Annotated in this window: 14 protein-coding genes; 3 read left to right on the forward strand and 11 right to left on the reverse strand. The window is 46.9% G+C overall.

The window, feature by feature from the left end; genetic code table 11:
- Positions 1-50: 50 nt before the first annotated feature.
- The 11 genes from GT360_RS12645 to GT360_RS12695 all read right to left on the reverse strand — a co-directional run bounded on the left by GT360_RS12645 (position 51) and on the right by GT360_RS12695 (position 12,328).
- Positions 51-509 carry an MSHA biogenesis protein MshF gene (locus GT360_RS12645; RefSeq protein WP_164649217.1) on the reverse strand — a complete coding sequence of 153 codons (459 nt, stop codon included), beginning with the start codon at positions 507-509 and terminating at the stop codon, positions 51-53.
- Positions 510-511: 2 nt separating this feature from the next.
- Positions 512-1,729, reverse strand: a complete 1,218-nt coding sequence (locus GT360_RS12650) for a type II secretion system F family protein (RefSeq protein WP_164649218.1) — start codon at positions 1,727-1,729, stop codon at positions 512-514.
- A gap of 8 nt (positions 1,730-1,737) precedes the next feature.
- A complete protein-coding gene (locus GT360_RS12655; protein ID WP_164649219.1) occupies positions 1,738-3,468 on the reverse strand; it encodes a GspE/PulE family protein in 1,731 nt (576 codons plus the stop codon).
- Positions 3,458-4,549: a tetratricopeptide repeat protein gene (locus tag GT360_RS12660; protein ID WP_164649220.1), complete on the reverse strand. Its 1,092-nt coding sequence runs from the start codon at positions 4,547-4,549 to the stop codon at positions 3,458-3,460. Before GT360_RS12660 ends, GT360_RS12655 begins: the two co-directional genes overlap by 11 nt.
- Positions 4,546-5,391: an ExeA family protein gene (locus tag GT360_RS12665; protein WP_164649221.1), complete on the reverse strand. Its 846-nt coding sequence runs from the start codon at positions 5,389-5,391 to the stop codon at positions 4,546-4,548. Before GT360_RS12665 ends, GT360_RS12660 begins: the two co-directional genes overlap by 4 nt.
- A 15-nt stretch (positions 5,392-5,406) precedes the next feature.
- On the reverse strand, positions 5,407-7,038 hold the full coding sequence (gene mshL / locus GT360_RS12670) for a pilus (MSHA type) biogenesis protein MshL (RefSeq protein ID WP_164649222.1): 1,632 nt from the start codon (positions 7,036-7,038) through the stop codon (positions 5,407-5,409).
- Between the two features lie 15 nt (positions 7,039-7,053).
- Positions 7,054-7,380, reverse strand: coding sequence for an MSHA biogenesis protein MshK (locus tag GT360_RS12675; RefSeq protein WP_239502555.1), 327 nt, complete (start codon positions 7,378-7,380; stop codon positions 7,054-7,056).
- Positions 7,373-8,020: a type II secretion system protein GspM gene (gene gspM / locus GT360_RS12680; RefSeq protein ID WP_164649223.1), complete on the reverse strand. Its 648-nt coding sequence runs from the start codon at positions 8,018-8,020 to the stop codon at positions 7,373-7,375. Before gspM ends, GT360_RS12675 begins: the two co-directional genes overlap by 8 nt.
- Entirely contained in the window at positions 8,020-9,477 is a 1,458-nt protein-coding gene (locus GT360_RS12685) for a PilN domain-containing protein (protein ID WP_164649224.1), read from the reverse strand. The genes gspM and GT360_RS12685 overlap by 1 nt, the downstream gene beginning before the upstream one ends.
- An 8-nt stretch (positions 9,478-9,485) precedes the next feature.
- Positions 9,486-11,507 carry an RNase E specificity factor CsrD gene (gene csrD / locus GT360_RS12690; RefSeq protein WP_164649225.1) on the reverse strand — a complete coding sequence of 674 codons (2,022 nt, stop codon included), beginning with the start codon at positions 11,505-11,507 and terminating at the stop codon, positions 9,486-9,488.
- 284 nt (positions 11,508-11,791) lie between these two features.
- On the reverse strand, positions 11,792-12,328 hold the full coding sequence (locus tag GT360_RS12695) for a single-stranded DNA-binding protein (protein ID WP_164649226.1): 537 nt from the start codon (positions 12,326-12,328) through the stop codon (positions 11,792-11,794).
- A gap of 282 nt (positions 12,329-12,610) precedes the next feature.
- Here GT360_RS12695 and GT360_RS12700 point away from each other — a divergent pair, with 282 nt between their 5' ends.
- From GT360_RS12700 to uvrA, 3 genes are all read left to right on the forward strand, one after another.
- On the forward strand, positions 12,611-13,255 hold the full coding sequence (locus tag GT360_RS12700) for a response regulator transcription factor (protein ID WP_164649227.1): 645 nt from the start codon (positions 12,611-12,613) through the stop codon (positions 13,253-13,255).
- Positions 13,256-13,373: 118 nt separating this feature from the next.
- A complete protein-coding gene (galU, locus tag GT360_RS12705) occupies positions 13,374-14,246 on the forward strand; it encodes a UTP--glucose-1-phosphate uridylyltransferase GalU (RefSeq protein WP_164649228.1) in 873 nt (290 codons plus the stop codon).
- Positions 14,247-14,382: 136 nt separating this feature from the next.
- Positions 14,383-17,205 carry an excinuclease ABC subunit UvrA gene (gene uvrA, locus GT360_RS12710; RefSeq protein WP_164649229.1) on the forward strand — a complete coding sequence of 941 codons (2,823 nt, stop codon included), beginning with the start codon at positions 14,383-14,385 and terminating at the stop codon, positions 17,203-17,205.
- Position 17,206: the final 1 nt, after the last annotated feature.

Raw genomic sequence — 17,206 nt, forward strand, 5'->3', positions numbered from 1 at the left:
TTATACTAGAGTATTTCTCCTACAAGAACACTCGTTACAACATTATTTCATCATTTAGCAACCAAAGTCACATCAACCGAAAACCTATTATTCACAAGACTAATGGATAAGCTCTGATTGTTACCATAATACGAACAATGGTAGTCATTTCCGTTAACTTCAGATTCGACTGACTCAAAATCACTTTTCAGTATCTGATTTGCCGGATAAAGCGCTGACCACCAATAGTAACAATCCATCTCCCCTAGAGAGTTAATCGGGACAACCCACCCTTTATTGTTGATGTATAAATCTCGACCATCTAAAAACAAGCTAGTAGGCTGCTTCAGTAATAGCCACTCTTGGTGATAAATATTTGCTTGCTCTAAAATCACTTTGCCTGCAATGATAAATGCTGTATCAACTATCGGTCTTTCCATTTTGCGCCAATGCTGTAAAAACACGGCAATCAATAAAAGCACGACACAACCCCATATTGCAGTTTGTAAGCGCCGATAGTTATCCGCCATAACTAACCTCTGATAGCATCTAGCATTCCCCACATAGGTAAGAAGATACCAAGGGCTAACAACAACACCATCCCAGCGACAATCAGCAATAAGATCGGTTCAATACGTGCGGTAAGAGTTTTCAAATCGTAGTCCACCTCACGCTCATAGAAATCCGCTACTTCCAACAACAACTCATCGATACGACCGGTTTCTTCACCCACCGAGATCATCTGAATAACGAGTGGGGTAAAAATACCACTCGTCACCGCGGTTGATGACACCGTGCTGCCCGACTCGATTTGTGATTTCATCTCAAGCAAACGAGCTTCGAGGTATTTGTTGTCTAATGCCTCTGCCGCCAATGCGAGAGACTGGTTTAACGGGATGCCTGATTTCAGCATCAAGGCAAACGTTCGAGAAAAGCGCGCCATTAAGGCACGATTGACGATGCCACCGACAATCGGGATTCTGAGGCGGATTTTGCCCCACTTTTCTTGCCCTTCTGCCGTGCGCACCCATGCCTGAAACGCAAACAGGCCACCAAAAATTGCCGCTAACATCCATGCCCAGTAATCAACAAAAAATTCTGACATGCCGATAATGATGCGTGTGGGGAGTGGTAAATCGACACCAAAACGACTGAACATGCTGGTGAATTGCGGTATCACCTTAATATTCAGAATAAAAAGGGCGATCACGATAAAGCTGATAACAAAGCTTGGATAACGCATCGCGGTTTTAATTCGCTTGCGAGTTTCCACTTCCTGCTCGTAATAACCAGCCAGTTGCAACAGCGCCTCATCCAAACGACCCGTATTTTCACCAACGTTTACCATGGAGACAAACAGGGGGCTAAACACACGAGAATGTAACTGCATCGAAGCCGCAAGACCGCGACCATTGGTTAGTTCGGCACACACTTCTTCCAGTGCTTCTTTCAACTGTTTATTGGAACAGTTTTGGGTCAAACCTCGCATTGCACGCAACAGTGGTACGCCTGCCTTAGTCAAGCTGTATAGCTGACGACAGAAAATCACCAACACCTCCAACGGTACCGCTGGAGTGAACAAGCTTTGCAGATCAAGGTTGAGGCCACCAGAGCCGCCTTCTGATATCTGCGTAGGAATAATCCCCTTGTTCATCAACGCTTCAGCTGCCAGTTCTTCAGTTGCAGCTTCGATTTTTCCGTTGGCTTTGTTACCATCAAGATGGCGCCCTTGATATTGATAAGTAGGCATACAAACCTCTACATCATGATCGCTTCGGCATTACCCGAAGTATCACCTTCACCAAGTGTCATTACCTCATCGAGGCTAACAACCCCTTGCAAAGCAAGCTCCATAGCGGAGGCTAACAGTGGTTTATAGTCTTCTGCTTTTCGTGCTTGTTGAGCAAAGCCCACCGCATCATTCCCGCGCAAGCAGTCCATCATCGCTTGGTCAAACTCAAGCAGCTCGAATACACCGATACGTCCACGGTAACCGGTTAGGTTACAGTTCTGGCAGCCACTACCACGCATAAACGTCGCGCCGACTTGGTTAGGGAAGCGTTGTGACAGCCACTGTTCACGATGGGTTTCCACCGTATCTTCGGTTTTACAATCTGGGCATACTTTTCTTACCAGACGCTGAGCGAGTACCGCACGTACAGAGCTGGCCACCAGATAGCCTGGCGCGCCCATATCCATCATACGCAGAGCACTGTCGACTGCGTCATTGGTGTGAAGGGTACTCAATACTAAGTGACCCGTTAGAGCGGCACGCAAACCAATCTCGACGGTCTCTTGGTCACGCATCTCACCAATCAGAATAATGTCCGGGTCTTGACGTAAGAAAGTACGCAGTACGGTAGAGAAGTCCAAGTTGATCTTTGGATTCACTTGCACCTGGTTGACTCGCGGTAAACGATATTCGACCGGATCTTCCGCCGTGATGATCTTCTTACCCGGCTTGTTCAACTCAGAGAGGGCACCATACAGCGTGGTGGTTTTACCCGAACCGGTAGGGCCTGTTACGAGGATCATACCGTGTGGTCGTTTTAGCTGGCGGCGGAAGCGAGCAAGCAGCTCTGGCGGCAAACCTGACTCTTCCATCGCACGAACACCGCTTGACTGGTTAAGCAAACGCATCACCACCGACTCACCGTATTGCACTGGCATGGTCGACATACGGATATCAACCGATTGGCCTTTAGTGCGGATGTTAAAGCGGCCATCTTGTGGCAGGCGTTTTTCTGAGATGTCGAGGTTCGCCATCAACTTCAAGCGCAGAACCAGAGCTGACGCGATGTTGACCTCATTCAACAAGGTTTCATGCAAGACACCATCAATACGCTGACGGATACGCAATACATTAGCGTCTGGCTCGATATGGATATCAGAGGCATTAACCTGAATCGCATCTTCAAACAGCGAATTTATCAGCTTAACAACCGTTACATCATCACTCTCGCTGTCTTCATCAACGAGGCTGAAATCAAACACGTCAGTGCTTTGGTGCTCCGCTTGTAACTGTTCTGCAAATGAGGCGATCTCTTTGGTGCGGCGATAGTAGCGATCAAACCCTTCTACGATCTGTTTCTCTGGCGCGATAACAAAATCGATGGAGTGGTTTGGGAGTTGGCTGAGCAGCGACTCTTGAGCAAAGAGATCGGCAGGATCACTCATTGCGACGCGAAGTGACGTCTCTGTTTGTCCAATAACCAGCGCTCGTAAGCGACGAGCATGCACCTCAGGCAGAATCTGCACCGCATCGACATCAACTTGGGCGCGGCTAAGATCAATCAACGGCAGATTAAGCTGTTGAGACAGGAAGTTCAGCATCTGCGCCTCAGTCAAAAAACCAAGCTCAATAAGTGCCGTACCTAGCTTTCGACCTGTCGACTTCTGAGCAGTAAGTGCCTGCTGGACCTGCTCCTCGGTGATGACCCCCTCCTCAACGAGTAGGTCACCAAGGCGTTTTCTTAGCTTAATTTTCACTGCCGCTCTCCTGTAAGGTGCGAATTAACTTCAATCGCTCACGAGCGAAGGCTTGTGATTGTGTTGAGATGCCGATCGTAGTTAACGACTTTTGATAAGCCGCTTTTGCGCTCTCAAGATCGAGCTGTCTCTCTTGTTGGATCGCTAAACCAAGCCACCAGCGAGCGTTTTCTGCGTCAAGGCTGACCAAACGCTGATAACTATCGAGAGCAAGATCATCTTGATCGGCTTTTTGTGCCAATGCGGCACGCAAAGAGAGATACTCAAGTGAAGGCGTATCAGATAACGGAACCAATGGGGTTAATGCTGCCTCATGCTGCTTCTCTTTGATCAACATCTTCGACAGCGCTATGCGTAGCGTTTCACCATCTAGATTGAGCTGGATACCTGATTGAAGGATCTCGAATGCCTTGCGTGCATCCCCTTTACCGTAGAAAAGCGCCGCATATTGTTGACGAACTTTTTCATCATAAGGGGTGTGTCGCAGCGCCTCGTTAAACGATGAGAGGGCATCTTGAATGTTATTCGCATCAATGGCTTTTTTAGCACGCTGTACTGCGTTTCTTGCAAGCTGCTCTTTGGTCAGCTCAACCTGCTCAATCATCATGCTTTGCTTCGGAGCAGGTGCATCGACTTTCGCGATAAGCATTGGTTGCTCCACGGGTTTAGTATGAACAGCAGGCTTGGATTGTGTGTGTGTTTTCTGTGTACTCACAGCGGCCGGCTGCTCAATAGCAACTTCAGTCACTGTCTTTGACTGCGCTGAATAGATTGCCGATGAGCTATTTGCCACTCTTTGTGTGGGAGAGTTTATTGGTGTTTGAGGGCTAACATCACTCGGTTGCTCTGGTATTTGCGCAGCCAAATGACTCTCTACACTTTCAAACTCAGCATAGCGTATTTGTTTGGACTGTTGAGACACCGCCCAACCTCCAACAGCGATGGTCAGTGCAAAGGTTCCAACTACCCAGGGCAGCACAGTTCGGCGCTTCACAGGCACAATATCCGCCTTTTCGATCGAGTGTTTGGACTCACTCTGCTTGTTCGCTAGCTCTGACAAGGCGTTATTAATAACACTCATGAGTTACTCCACCCCCACAGCATAGGGGTTTTAAATTTAGGTTTGCAGCTATCCACCGTATCGTGAATCGCAGCAAACAGATGTTCATTATTGATATGACTGGTTTGCCGACTAAAGGCCAATATCAAGGCTTTATGGGCTATCTGGTTGATCAAGCGAGGGTTGCCCTTTCCCGCGCGCCAAATCGCTTTTTTAACGGCTAATGAAAAGATGTCTTGTTGCTCTGTTGTGGCTTTGAGCCTCGCATCAATATAAGCCACACCCTCGTCAAGCGTTAACGGACGAAGCTGAGCACTAAATGTAATACGTTGACGAAACTGTCGCAGGTGGTGCTGCGACAAACGTTCATCAAGCTCAGGTTGACCTAAAAGCACAATCTGCAGCAGTTTATTCCGTTCGGTCTCTAGATTGCCGAACAAGCGTAAGACCTCAAGAGCCTCATCAGAAAGGGCTTGGGCCTCATCCACCAGCACGACCGTTCTCAGCCCCTGCTTAGACAGTTCAATGAGGTGAGATTGAATCTCTTCCACAATCGACAAACGCGAAGTCGACTCAAGTCCAAGCTCGGTTGCGACGGCGACTCTGACTTCATCCCCACTTAACGCAGGGTTCGGTAAGTAAACTAGCTGAGCGACATCCGATAGATGGTTGATCAACATACGACAAACCATGGTCTTACCGGACCCCACTTCTCCTGTCACCTTGATCAAACCCTCGCCCATTTGCAATGCCGACAGCACTGTCTGGATCGCCTCATAGTGCGACTCTAACCCCAGAAACAGCTCGGTATCTGGAGTTAGATGGAACGGGTATTGAGAAAGACCAAAGTGTTCTAGATACATTTTTAGATCAACAGCTTACTGCTCTGGGAACCACTCTTGCAGCAAGTCTCTTGAACGCTCAAGCTCTTTCTGCCAGGTGTTAACACCAACGATGGTGGGCTTTAACAGGATAACCAACTCCGTTTTTTCCGTGTATTCAGTGGTATTTCGGAACAAGTGCCCCAGCGCGGGTACATCCCCTAAGAACGGCACTTTCGATACCGCTTCTGACGTGCTTGATTTCATCAAGCCACCAATAACAACCACATCACCATCACGAGCACGGATCACAGAATCTGATTCACGGATCGAGCTTCTTGCGAGCGGCAAGACTACCGACTGGTCACCAAAACCAATCTCTTTCACCTGCTCTTCCACTTCAATAACTGAAGGGTGAACGTGCAGCAATACGTTGCCACCATCATCAATTTGTGGCGTCACATCTAATGCAATACCCGAGAAGAACGGCGTCAATTCAAAGTCTGGAGAAGCTTCTGAGTTGTCACCTGAACCGACAACACTTGAAAAGTCTGTCACGTAGTATTCATCGGTACCGACTTTGATCACGGCTTTTTGGTTGTTGGTTGCGGTCACTCGCGGGCTGGAGAGTACATTGAGATCGCCTTGGGTGCCCATGAAGCTCAACACCGCCTCAAAGCTCCCATCGGAGATCGTGACGTTGGTTTGTCCACCAAGCAAGCTGCCGATCGTATCCATCCCCGGAAGAACGCTGTTACCTAAGCGATCAATCACCACTGCACCGTCATCAAAGGATAAGTTCGACCAGTTGATGCCCTGTTGGTAGCCATCACTCAGCGTCACTTCTAGGATCTTCGCTTCAAGAATAACCTGACGCTGCATGCGCTCTTGAGAAATACCCAAGAACTCACGCACTTCTCGCAGTTCGTCAGGGTAAGCTCGCACGGTGATCACACCCGCTTGCGGTGTAACAACTACGCTGCGACCGTCACCAGAGCCAATTAGCTGCGATACTGCTGTCGATAGTTGAGGCCAGAAATCACTCTCACTGATGGTTTCAATCTCAGTACCACCTCGAGAGGACGTGCTGTTTGAAGAGCTAGAATTTGAGCTTGATGAGCTGCTTGAAGATGAAAAGTTTGAAGAACTGTTGTTATTCGAGCTGTCATCAGTATTGGTGATCGTCCCCGTGGTTATGGAAGTCAAAGAGCGCCCGTTACGACTAAGCTGCAAGTAATCAACCGGAATCGTCACTGTACGTAGGTCGGCTGGAAATACCTGAATCACTTTTCCTTTACGGCTCACTTCATAACCGTAGAGATCGCGTACAACCGCTAGCACTTCATCCAATGTCACATCGGTCAAGTTAACGGTAATGGCACCGCGCACGGCGGGGTGAATAGCGGCACTGTACTCAGTGCCTTGAACTAAGCTGGTGAAGAAAGCTCTTGCCTCGACTTCATCCGCTTTGATTCGATAACGCTTTACCGTCTCATAGCTGCTCACGCCAGATCCATCTAAATCTGGCATCAAATCCGATTCTACTGAGCTTGGCAGCTCAGTTAAGGCGCGACTATTGGCTTCGTTAATCGCTTCATTCAAAGCACCTTTTGCTTCCACTGGGTCTCGATGTCCCATTGAGCAACCGGCTAGCGATGCCACTGCAATGGCTATAATGAGTTTACGCATGACTTTACCAATACCTTATTCTTTTATGTCTAATGTGAACATTTGCAACTTCCATTGCTTGCCCGCGCGGGTGAGGGTCACATATTGATCTGTAATTTTGTTGACTTGATATCCGTTAACACTGTCGCCAGTAGCAACAATTCGACTATTTAAAATGGCGCTACAATCGGCTTGCTCAGGTTTACAAATGATGCTGTTCAATTTGGGCACTCGATAGCTACGTTTCACAGGTGTCGTGCTTTTTTTCGGCGCACTCCAACCAAGCGGGGCGGTAGGGTCTTGCGCCGCATAACTGCCGACACTCATCGTTGCCAGCGTAATGAAAAGAAGTTGTTTAACCACCGATAAACTCCTTACGTGCACCCAATGTGTAAACCTCCATGATCAAGCGAGCTTGAGGGTACTCTTCCACTTGATAATGAAACTTACGCCAATAGTATTTAACGGGCAGTGATTCCAAGGCTTCTAAGTAAGCCAATACGTCAAAGTACTTACCGGTTAACTCAATACGAACCGGGTGAATGAAATAGGTGTTGCTTGCATCTCCTTGAGTAGAGCGAAGTTGCTCTGCTCCCATTGAATTAAGAGAGACAAGATTGAGTTTTTGCGACTGCTGCAATACGTTTTCTAACAGCAGTGACATCTGGCTTGGGGTGACAAGTTGATCAACCACACCTGAAAGCTGCTCAGAGAGTTTTTGCGAGTCTTTAAGCAAGCGCTTGTACTCGATATCAATCTCTTTGTTGGGATCCTGCTTCAATCGAGCCGTCAGCTGCAGAAGCTCACCTTGCAGGATCTGATTCGATGACTGTATGCTTGCCAACTGTCTCTGTGCGACTGAAACCTTGTTCAATATAGGGTCGATGGCCAACGTCACCATCAACATAATCACGGCAACAAAACCGCATACCGTAATCAACCATTTCTCACGGCTGCTCATCGCATCAAATTTGTCACTCAAGGACTGCCAATACTGATTCATTACTGCTGTCCTTTTTTGGTTTTAAGCTCGAAGGTGACAATGCCATCGTCATTGCGCCCAATATTCAACTGCTCAAAGCTGCGGCCCACCAAGCTGACCTCTTGTTTAAACTGGTTTACCCAGTTAGGGACAGAAGAAGCGGTTCGCGCTAAACCTCTAAGGTCAAGATTGGCTTGATCAACATAGATGCTCGACAGTGAAATATCATTGCGCCCTAATTCCGACAGCGAACGCATAACACCGGAATAGCCAATTTGTTGTGATTCATCGTAATTGTTGATCACCTCCAGCGCGCCTTTCATCGCTGATACCTCTTTCTTTAGCCGCTCAACCGCAGCGACTTTTTCAGAGGATGGGCGGTGCTTTTCAAGCTGCTTATTCAGTTCCGTTTTTTGTGATGTCAGTGTGGCTCGCTCTTGATTAACAATCGTCAGCTCGCTGTTTAACTGACTCAACTGCCAACTGTAAGCACCATAAACCGCTCCCAGTAATACAGCAGCGATCCCCCAACTCACCACCACGTTGGTCAAGGTGAAAAACGCTTTCTTTGGCTTAAGGTGAGCTGGGAATAGGTTTATTTGTATGCGCTTTAGACCCGAAGCGGTTTTTGCCAGGATCGGCCCCGACTCCGTCGGTTCCTCGGTCAAGGCCAAGCTCTTAACGCTCAAACGCTCATTCAGTGCTTCGATTAACTCTTGTTGCTGCTCTTCGTCACAGCACACATGAAGCTGATGAAATGACACGCCTTTCACTTGTGAGCTCAGATAGTCAATGGAGCGCTGCAGCTCTAACGCGAGACTATCAACTTGCAGTGCAGCGCTAGCAACACCCGTGACGGGGGCGACCACACCTCGCAGAGTTCGTTGGAAAACGACTTGATGTTGTTGATAAGCACTCAAGCGGAACTGTCCGCCCTTACTGCGCTGCAGCAAAAGGAAGTCACCAAGCTCACCAGCAGACTCACCCCAGACCTCTTCTTCTGTCGTCAAACGGCCCAGCGAGCAGCCTATCAAAGATAAGCCCTCAACTAACTGCATCACCAAAAATTTGCGCACGACATAGGCTTGAGCTTTATTGCCTGTTGGTAAAGCAAAAGCATCTGCGACCACTTCCGTCACGCGTTCCGTCAACAGCTCTTTTAAAAGAAAAGGCAGTGCAACCGGCCACTCTTCTTTAGGCAGCTTAGGCGTTTCTATTTGATACGACTGATACAAGCCAGAATGCAAGATGACGTCCACTCGTCCTTGCGCCGATTTCGCCTTTAACGCTGAAAATAATGTCGATTCCCAGCCGGAGGGTTCAAAAGGTAATATGTCAACGACAGGCGATACTGAGATTTGCTTGTCTTCTTTTTTTACTGAATGCAAAAGATAAATAGCAGCGGGCTGAATAATGGCGATTGAGCTCGCTTCATTGACCTCTTTTTTATTCAATCTTTGAATTAGCGAATTTATCATTTCCTGACTTACTTTTTCTTCCAACGATTACGTCGTCCCGGTTTAATTACCTGGCTCATATCGTCGCTCTGTTTAATTTTATTTGAATTCTTCTTTGCAATAAGCAGCGGCGCTTCACTTTGGTATAGCCGTCCCTGCACACCGGAAACCCCTAGATCACGCAATGTTTTTACTTCTGCTTTTGTTTCAACACCAACACCAACCACGATGGCATCTTTACTTTCACATGCTCCGAGCATACTGCGAATAAACAACTGGTTCTCATGACGCTGATCGATTCTTTTAATCAAACTTCTATGTAATTTTAAGTATGAGATATTTAAATCCTTTAGATAGTAGGTACTTACTATCGTTCTTCCAGCTTGGCCAACAACAACTTTACAACCAAGACCAGTCAACATCCGAATCACTGGGCGCATATAATCTAGGTGCTCAACCAACTGCCCTTCGACAAACTCAAAAGACAGCCTTTGGCGCATACTGGTGGTCAGTTGCAATAGCTCATCTCTAAACCAACGCAAATAGACCTTGTCCGAAAAAGGCTTCACATACATATTGACCGAAATATTGCCTTGCAATCGACCTGCTTCTAACTCTTTCAGCACGCGGATGAGCGTTGCCTTATCAACACGCGCTTCATAACCAACCGACTCAACAGCCAAACCAAACCGAGAGGCTTTCAGCTCGCCTTTTTCAGGGTCATTAAGGCGAATAAACACCTCATTGTGAATCAGAGATTTCTGATTATCGGCTTTGAGCTGGTAGCAAGGTTGCGTATATAAAATCAGTTTTTCAGGCTGAAGCGCCTCATCTAACAGTGTGCGCCAGCGTACGCTACCTCTATCAGAGCTCTCTACCGCCTGTTTTTCAAAATTGCTCCATCCACTCGCCCTTTGTAGTTGAGCGCTCTTTACTGCCGTTTCCGTCTCACCAATAATTCTGCTTGGATGCTCACCCTCTTGATACATGGTGACACCAATATGACACCAATCATCAGGGTCTAGCGGAGACAAGGGTGTTAATTTTTCTAGCTGCTTAATGCAACTGTTGGCAATCGTTGCCAGCTCTTTGCTTCCTTGATGCGGAATAAGCAGCGCGAAATCACTTGAGTAATAACGAGATAGCATGGCATCGGGGTAACGCTGAATAATCGCGGAAAGGCTCTCAGCTATTTGAACAACGAAGTGATCGACAGATGATTTATCATTTGACTCTTTTAGTGCATCCCAATCATCAATGCGTAGCATCAACACGCCACCACGAGAACCACTCTCGTTTAGTGTTGAGTCCAACTTACTGTCAAATAAGATGCGGTTAGCGTTGCCAGTCACCTTATCCAAGAAGGTCTGACTACGAATAAATGTGTCAAATCGGCTTCGCTCTTGCCGAGCATCTTGCAACTCAGCAATTAACTTATCTAAAGCCTCACTTGCCGTATACGGCCACTCTTGTTCATGACCGCGTGCATACTGCTCAACACGACCCGCTAATATCATTCGGCCGCGCTCTTCCAGCAGTTCTGAACCGTAGAGCTGGAGTTTAAGCCAACCAACACCACGCACTAAACAAAAGGTAATCAAACCAAACGCCAAGGTGATAGACCACATTGCGCCAATGGAATAGCTATAGCCTAGATAAGGAGGCATTACTGTAAAAACAATGACATAACCGGGATTGCGTTCAAGGTCGAACTCTTTCTCCATCAACAGATGCTTATCTGCACGTGAAGAGGTGTTTTTGTAGCGGTAAATGACGCCCGCTTCTGAGGACAAACGCATTTCGACAATATTACTTGCCTGGAGCATTTTAGGAATCCAACGCTGCATTGAATAGGCAGCGTCTGGGTCTTCCATCTCTTTATCCACCACCTCAGCAATACCCGCGAGTGATTGGTGAATATACTCTTGACCTATACGCTTAAAAGACAGGGCACCACCAATAAATAGGATAAAGGTCGCACTGATTACTATCATAGTAACAAACGCCACCAGCCGAGTGCTTAATTTAAGGGTAGGTGTATACCTTGCCATCCGTTGCAATGCTTCCTTTACATTCTCAAGTACGCAGTATAAAAGAGTGCCCAATCGAGAGTCGAGATATTGATGTAAAATATGTAAAAAAACTAGAACTATCCTTGATTACTCTCGCAACCTGACGTTCATTAATCACTAATATCTATCGACTCAACAAAACTTAGAACTCTAATGGATATTTAAGGAAAATTTTGTCTTTTTACGACAAAAAAATAACCCCAGCGAATAAAGCTGGGGTTATTTACTAAATCAACAATAATCATCGAACCGCTGAGATATCCTTAAAACGGAATATCGTCATCAAAATCCATTGGTGGTTCATTATATTGCGGTTGCTGCTGAGGTGCATTTTGTTGCGGCGCAGCTTGCTGTGGTTGGCGTGGAGCTTGAGCAGCCGGTTGCTGAGGCTGACCCCAAGACTGTTGGCCACCTTGATTGCCAGCTGGCATACCGCCACCTTGCTGAGCACGACCACCCAGCATTTGCATTACACCATTGAAGCCCTGAACAACCACTTCAGTTGTGTAACGGTCTTGACCGTTTTGATCTTGCCATTTACGCGTTTGAAGTTGACCTTCAATGTAAACTTGCGAACCTTTGCGCAGATACTCACCCGCAACTTCCGCTAACTTACCGAACAGCGCCACACGGTGCCACTCTGTTTTTTCGCGCTGTTCGCCAGTCGCTTTATCACGCCAACTTTCAGAAGTAGCAATAGTGATGTTTGCTACTGCACCGCCGTTTGGCATGTAGCGAATTTCAGGATCGTTACCCAGGTTACCGACCAGGATAACTTTGTTTACTCCACGGCTAGCCATGTTTCGCTCCGTATTCTTGTTTCGTTTCAAAAGACAATCGATAGGATAACATGCTTATCCAGATATCGCCTAGTTTGCAAACTCTATTATCCACCTGAAAGCAGGTTTTGTAGCCCCTTGCAAACTGTAAAATTGCGAGTGATATCAATAACTCTAAGACCTAATTTCATTGCCAAAGCGTTATTTTTTATACCGTCACGCACTTTTCACAGGATATGCCATTAGCTAGGTATTGTTGTGCTTTTATGAAAGACACAATAATGATTAAGGAGATCGTCTTTTATGAGAGGAATCTATACTCGCACTCTCTATTTTTTGTGTCAGAACCCAGAAGATAACTTTATGCATATCAATCGACTAGAGGCATGCCTAAAAACAAAAATTTACAAAACAAACCCACAAGGCCTTTGCGAAGAGAAACCTAGACACCTGAATAAAATAGTCATTCTTGACTACTCATCAAGCAGCACACTTTTGAAAAAGCTTGCACTGCTCGAAATTGATATTGCTGAGTTTGATACCATTCTCATCAATGTCACCAAAAGATTGACCACGGATGAACTGCTCAAATACGGCAATCTCAAAGGACTGTTTTTCAAAACAGAAACTACAGATAAAATAGCAACTGGGGTGCGAGAGGTGATCAATGGTCAAAACTGGCTTCCCAGAAAGGTCACCAGCCAATTACTCCACTACTATCGGAAAACTCTCAAACCACCAAAGCCTGCCGTCGTGGTTAATCTGACAGCTAGCGAGCTACAAATACTAAGGAGCCTACCGAACTCTTCGAACAAGGAAATTGCAGAAACTCTGTGCATTACTGAGCACACGGTTAAATCACATCTGTATCAAATATTTCGCAAACTCTCTGTTAAAAAGCGGTCACAAGCGATAGCATGGGCGGATCACTATCTGTTGCAAGATTAGCGTTTAAGACTTGAGTCAGTCTTCCCCGAGACAAAATCCATCAGGGTTCATGCTTAAGTCATCTATGCAGTGATAATCTAGCAGCATGACATAACTAAAACACATAGGACTATTTGACATGATTAAGAAGTGTCTATTTCCAGCGGCAGGCTACGGTACGCGCTTTCTACCAGCAACAAAATCCATGCCTAAAGAGATGATGCCAGTCGTTAACAAGCCACTGATCGAATACGGCGTTGAAGAAGCAATTCAAGCCGGTATGAATGGCATGTGCATTGTGACCGGGCGTGGCAAACACTCCATCATGGACCACTTCGACAAGAACTACGAGCTTGAGCATCAAATCAGCGGTACCAACAAAGAAGAGCTGCTGGTTGATATTCGTGAGATCATTGACAGTGCAAACTTCACCTACATTCGCCAGCGCGAAATGAAAGGTTTAGGTCATGCGATTCTAACAGGCCGTGAACTTGTTGGTGATGAACCTTTCGCTGTGGTTCTGGCTGATGACCTGTGTGTGAATGAACAAGAAGGCGTTCTCGCTCAAATGGTTGCTCTGTTTAAACAGTTCCGCTGCTCAATTGTTGCTGTTCAAGAGGTGCCAGAAGATGAAACTCACAAGTATGGCGTGATCTCAGGTGAGATGATCAAAGATGATATCTACCGTGTTGATGACATGGTTGAGAAGCCAGAGAAAGGCACTGCGCCAAGCAATCTTGCCATCATCGGTCGTTACATTCTGACACCAGATATCTTTGAACTGATTGAAAACACAGAACCGGGTAAAGGTGGTGAGATTCAGATTACTGATGCGCTACTTAAGCAAGCAAAAGCGGGCTGTGTTCTAGCGTATAAGTTCAAAGGTAAGCGTTTTGACTGTGGTAGCGTAGAAGGCTACATCGAGGCAACCAACTACTGCTTTGAAAATCTTTACCTTAAAGATGAGAAAGCAGCAGAGCTTGGTAAACACGCGACGCAAAAATCTAGCTAAGCGCCAAATCCGCTCTAAACTTTAATCTAAGGCCGCTCACATGAGTGGCCTTACTGTTTTTATAAACAGTATTTTCTTTGAACACAGCGCACACTATGTAATACTTATTCCACTCGGAGTTTACAGCGAAGCCATTATGGACAACATAGAAGTTCGTGGGGCGAGAACCCACAACCTGAAAGATATTCATCTCACCATCCCTCGAGACAAACTGATTGTGATCACGGGTCTATCTGGCTCGGGTAAGTCTTCACTTGCGTTTGATACTCTATACGCCGAAGGTCAAAGACGCTACGTAGAGTCTCTCTCTGCCTATGCTCGCCAGTTCTTGTCTCTAATGGAAAAACCAGATGTTGACCATATTGAAGGCCTCTCTCCGGCGATTTCTATTGAACAAAAGTCAACGTCACATAACCCTCGCTCAACCGTCGGCACGATTACTGAGGTGTATGACTACCTACGCCTCCTATATGCCCGCGTTGGTGAGCCTCGCTGTCCTACTCACAAGGTGCCATTGGCTGCGCAAACCATCAGCCAGATGGTAGATAAAGTCATCGAAATGCCAGAGGGCAGCAAAATGATGCTGCTGGCTCCGATTATCAAAGAGCGTAAAGGCGAACATGTTAAGACACTTGAAAACCTAGCTGCACAAGGCTTTATCCGCGCTCGAATTGATGGTGACATCTGCGATCTTTCTGATCCACCACCTTTAGAACTGCATAAGAAGCACACAATTGAGGTGGTTGTCGATCGCTTTAAGGTTCGTGATGATCTTCAACAAAGGCTTGCCGAGTCGTTTGAGACGACTATTGAACTCTCTGGTGGTATTGCGGTTGTCGCCCCTATGGATGATGAAGGTGAAGAGGTCGTTTTCTCGGCCAATTTTGCTTGTCCTCACTGTGGCTACAGTATGCAAGAGCTTGAGCCACGTCTGTTCTCATTCAACAACCCTGCAGGTGCATGTGGCACATGTGATGGCCTTGGGGTACAGCAGTATTTTGACCCAGACCGAGTCATTGTCGATGATTCACTAAGCCTGGCTGAAGGAGCCATTCGCGGATGGGATCAAAAGAACTACTATTACTTCCAAATGCTGACCTCATTGGCGAGTCATTATGATTTCGATCTGAATGTCCCTTTCAAATCACTTTCGAAGCCGATGAAAGAGGTGATCCTCAAAGGCTCTGGTCGTACCGAAATCGAATTCCACTACGTTAATGATCGTGGCGACATTCGTGTAAAACGCCATCCTTTTGAAGGGATCCTCAACACGCTAGAGCGTCGCTACCGAGATACCGAATCAAACTCTGTACGAGAAGATCTGGCGAAGTATATCTCCACCAAATCTTGTTCGAGCTGTAATGGGACGCGTTTAAGAATCGAAGCTCGCAATGTGTTCATCAACGAAACCACACTGCCTGAAATCGTTGAATTGAGTATCGCTGATGCCCTTAATTTCTTTCAAACGCTGGAGCTTGAAGGCCAGCGAGCACAAATTGCCGACAAGGTGATGAAGGAGATCAATGACCGCTTGCACTTTCTTGTAAATGTCGGTTTAAACTACCTCAACCTATCACGCAGTGCAGAAACCTTATCGGGTGGTGAGGCGCAGCGTATTCGCCTAGCAAGCCAAATCGGTGCAGGACTTGTTGGTGTCATGTATGTGCTCGATGAGCCATCGATTGGTCTCCACCAGCGCGACAACGAACGCCTCTTGCAAACACTGACCCACTTGCGCGATCTTGGAAATACGGTACTGGTTGTTGAGCATGATGAAGATGCGATCCGCATGGCTGACCACGTGATTGATATTGGCCCTGGAGCGGGTGTGCATGGTGGCCAAGTCGTCGCGGAAGGTAAAGTGGATGACATACTTGCTAATCCGAACTCGTTAACCGGTCAGTACCTATCGGGTGAGAAAGCGATCATTGTCCCGAAAGAGCGTACGCCTATTGATCGCAAGAAAGTGGTTAAGCTTTCCGGCGCCTCAGGCAACAACCTAAAGGATGTGACCCTTACGCTTCCTGTTGGCCTATTTAGCTGTATTACTGGCGTTTCTGGCTCAGGTAAATCAACGCTCATCAATGATACTTTCTTTAAGATTGCGCATACCCAGCTTAACGGCGCGACAACTCAGGTGCCTTCCCCTTACAAGAACATTGAAGGGTTAGAGCACTTTGACAAGGTCATTGATATCGACCAAAGCCCTATCGGCCGTACCCCAAGATCAAACCCTGCAACTTACACTGGCATTTTCACGCCAATTCGAGAGCTCTTTGCTGGCACTCAAGAGGCCCGCTCTCGCGGCTATAAGCCGGGTCGCTTTAGCTTTAACGTGCGTGGCGGTCGCTGTGAAGCCTGTCAGGGTGATGGGGTAATTAAGGTTGAGATGCACTTCTTACCCGATGTTTATGTTCCTTGTGACGCGTGTAAGGGCAAGCGTTATAACCGCGAAACACTAGAGGTTCGCTACAAGGGTAAAACCATTGATGAAGTGTTAGAGATGACGGTAGAAGATGCTCATGACTTCTTTGAGCCTGTACCTGTCATTGCACGCAAGCTAAAAACACTGGTAGACGTAGGTCTGTCTTATATCCGTTTGGGGCAAGCCGCTACGACTCTCTCGGGTGGTGAGGCGCAACGTGTGAAGCTTGCTCGCGAGCTCTCAAAACGAGACACAGGTAAAACACTGTATATTTTGGATGAACCAACAACGGGTCTGCATTTCCACGATATTCAGCAACTGCTTACCGTCCTTCACCGATTACGTGACCACGGCAATACGGTTGTTGTCATCGAACACAACTTAGACGTGGTTAAAACCGCTGACTGGATCATCGATTTAGGACCTGAAGGCGGGCAAGGTGGTGGTCAAATCATTGCCGAAGGAACTCCAGAAGATGTGAGTGAAGTCGAAGGTTCTCATACTGCTCGGTTCTTGAAACCTATGTTAAAGTAGG

The organism is Vibrio astriarenae (genome assembly GCF_010587385.1).
Taxonomy (GTDB): domain Bacteria; phylum Pseudomonadota; class Gammaproteobacteria; order Enterobacterales; family Vibrionaceae; genus Vibrio; species Vibrio astriarenae.

What these genes read in the sequence shown, in the direction of transcription:
- csrD (WP_164649225.1), bottom strand. Translation starts at nt 11,507, where the DNA reads ATGGCAAGGTATACACCTACCCTTAAATTAAGCACTCGGCTGGTGGCG.
- uvrA (WP_164649229.1), top strand. Translation starts at nt 14,383, where the DNA reads ATGGACAACATAGAAGTTCGTGGGGCGAGAACCCACAACCTGAAAGAT.
- GT360_RS12660 (WP_164649220.1), bottom strand. Translation starts at nt 4,549, where the DNA reads ATGAGTGTTATTAATAACGCCTTGTCAGAGCTAGCGAACAAGCAGAGT.
- GT360_RS12645 (WP_164649217.1), bottom strand. Translation starts at nt 509, where the DNA reads ATGGCGGATAACTATCGGCGCTTACAAACTGCAATATGGGGTTGTGTC.
- GT360_RS12650 (WP_164649218.1), bottom strand. Translation starts at nt 1,729, where the DNA reads ATGCCTACTTATCAATATCAAGGGCGCCATCTTGATGGTAACAAAGCC.
- GT360_RS12665 (WP_164649221.1), bottom strand. Translation starts at nt 5,391, where the DNA reads ATGTATCTAGAACACTTTGGTCTTTCTCAATACCCGTTCCATCTAACT.
- GT360_RS12685 (WP_164649224.1), bottom strand. Translation starts at nt 9,477, where the DNA reads ATGATAAATTCGCTAATTCAAAGATTGAATAAAAAAGAGGTCAATGAA.
- gspM (WP_164649223.1), bottom strand. Translation starts at nt 8,020, where the DNA reads ATGAATCAGTATTGGCAGTCCTTGAGTGACAAATTTGATGCGATGAGC.
- mshL (WP_164649222.1), bottom strand. Translation starts at nt 7,038, where the DNA reads ATGCGTAAACTCATTATAGCCATTGCAGTGGCATCGCTAGCCGGTTGC.
- GT360_RS12700 (WP_164649227.1), top strand. Translation starts at nt 12,611, where the DNA reads ATGAGAGGAATCTATACTCGCACTCTCTATTTTTTGTGTCAGAACCCA.
- galU (WP_164649228.1), top strand. Translation starts at nt 13,374, where the DNA reads ATGATTAAGAAGTGTCTATTTCCAGCGGCAGGCTACGGTACGCGCTTT.
- GT360_RS12695 (WP_164649226.1), bottom strand. Translation starts at nt 12,328, where the DNA reads ATGGCTAGCCGTGGAGTAAACAAAGTTATCCTGGTCGGTAACCTGGGT.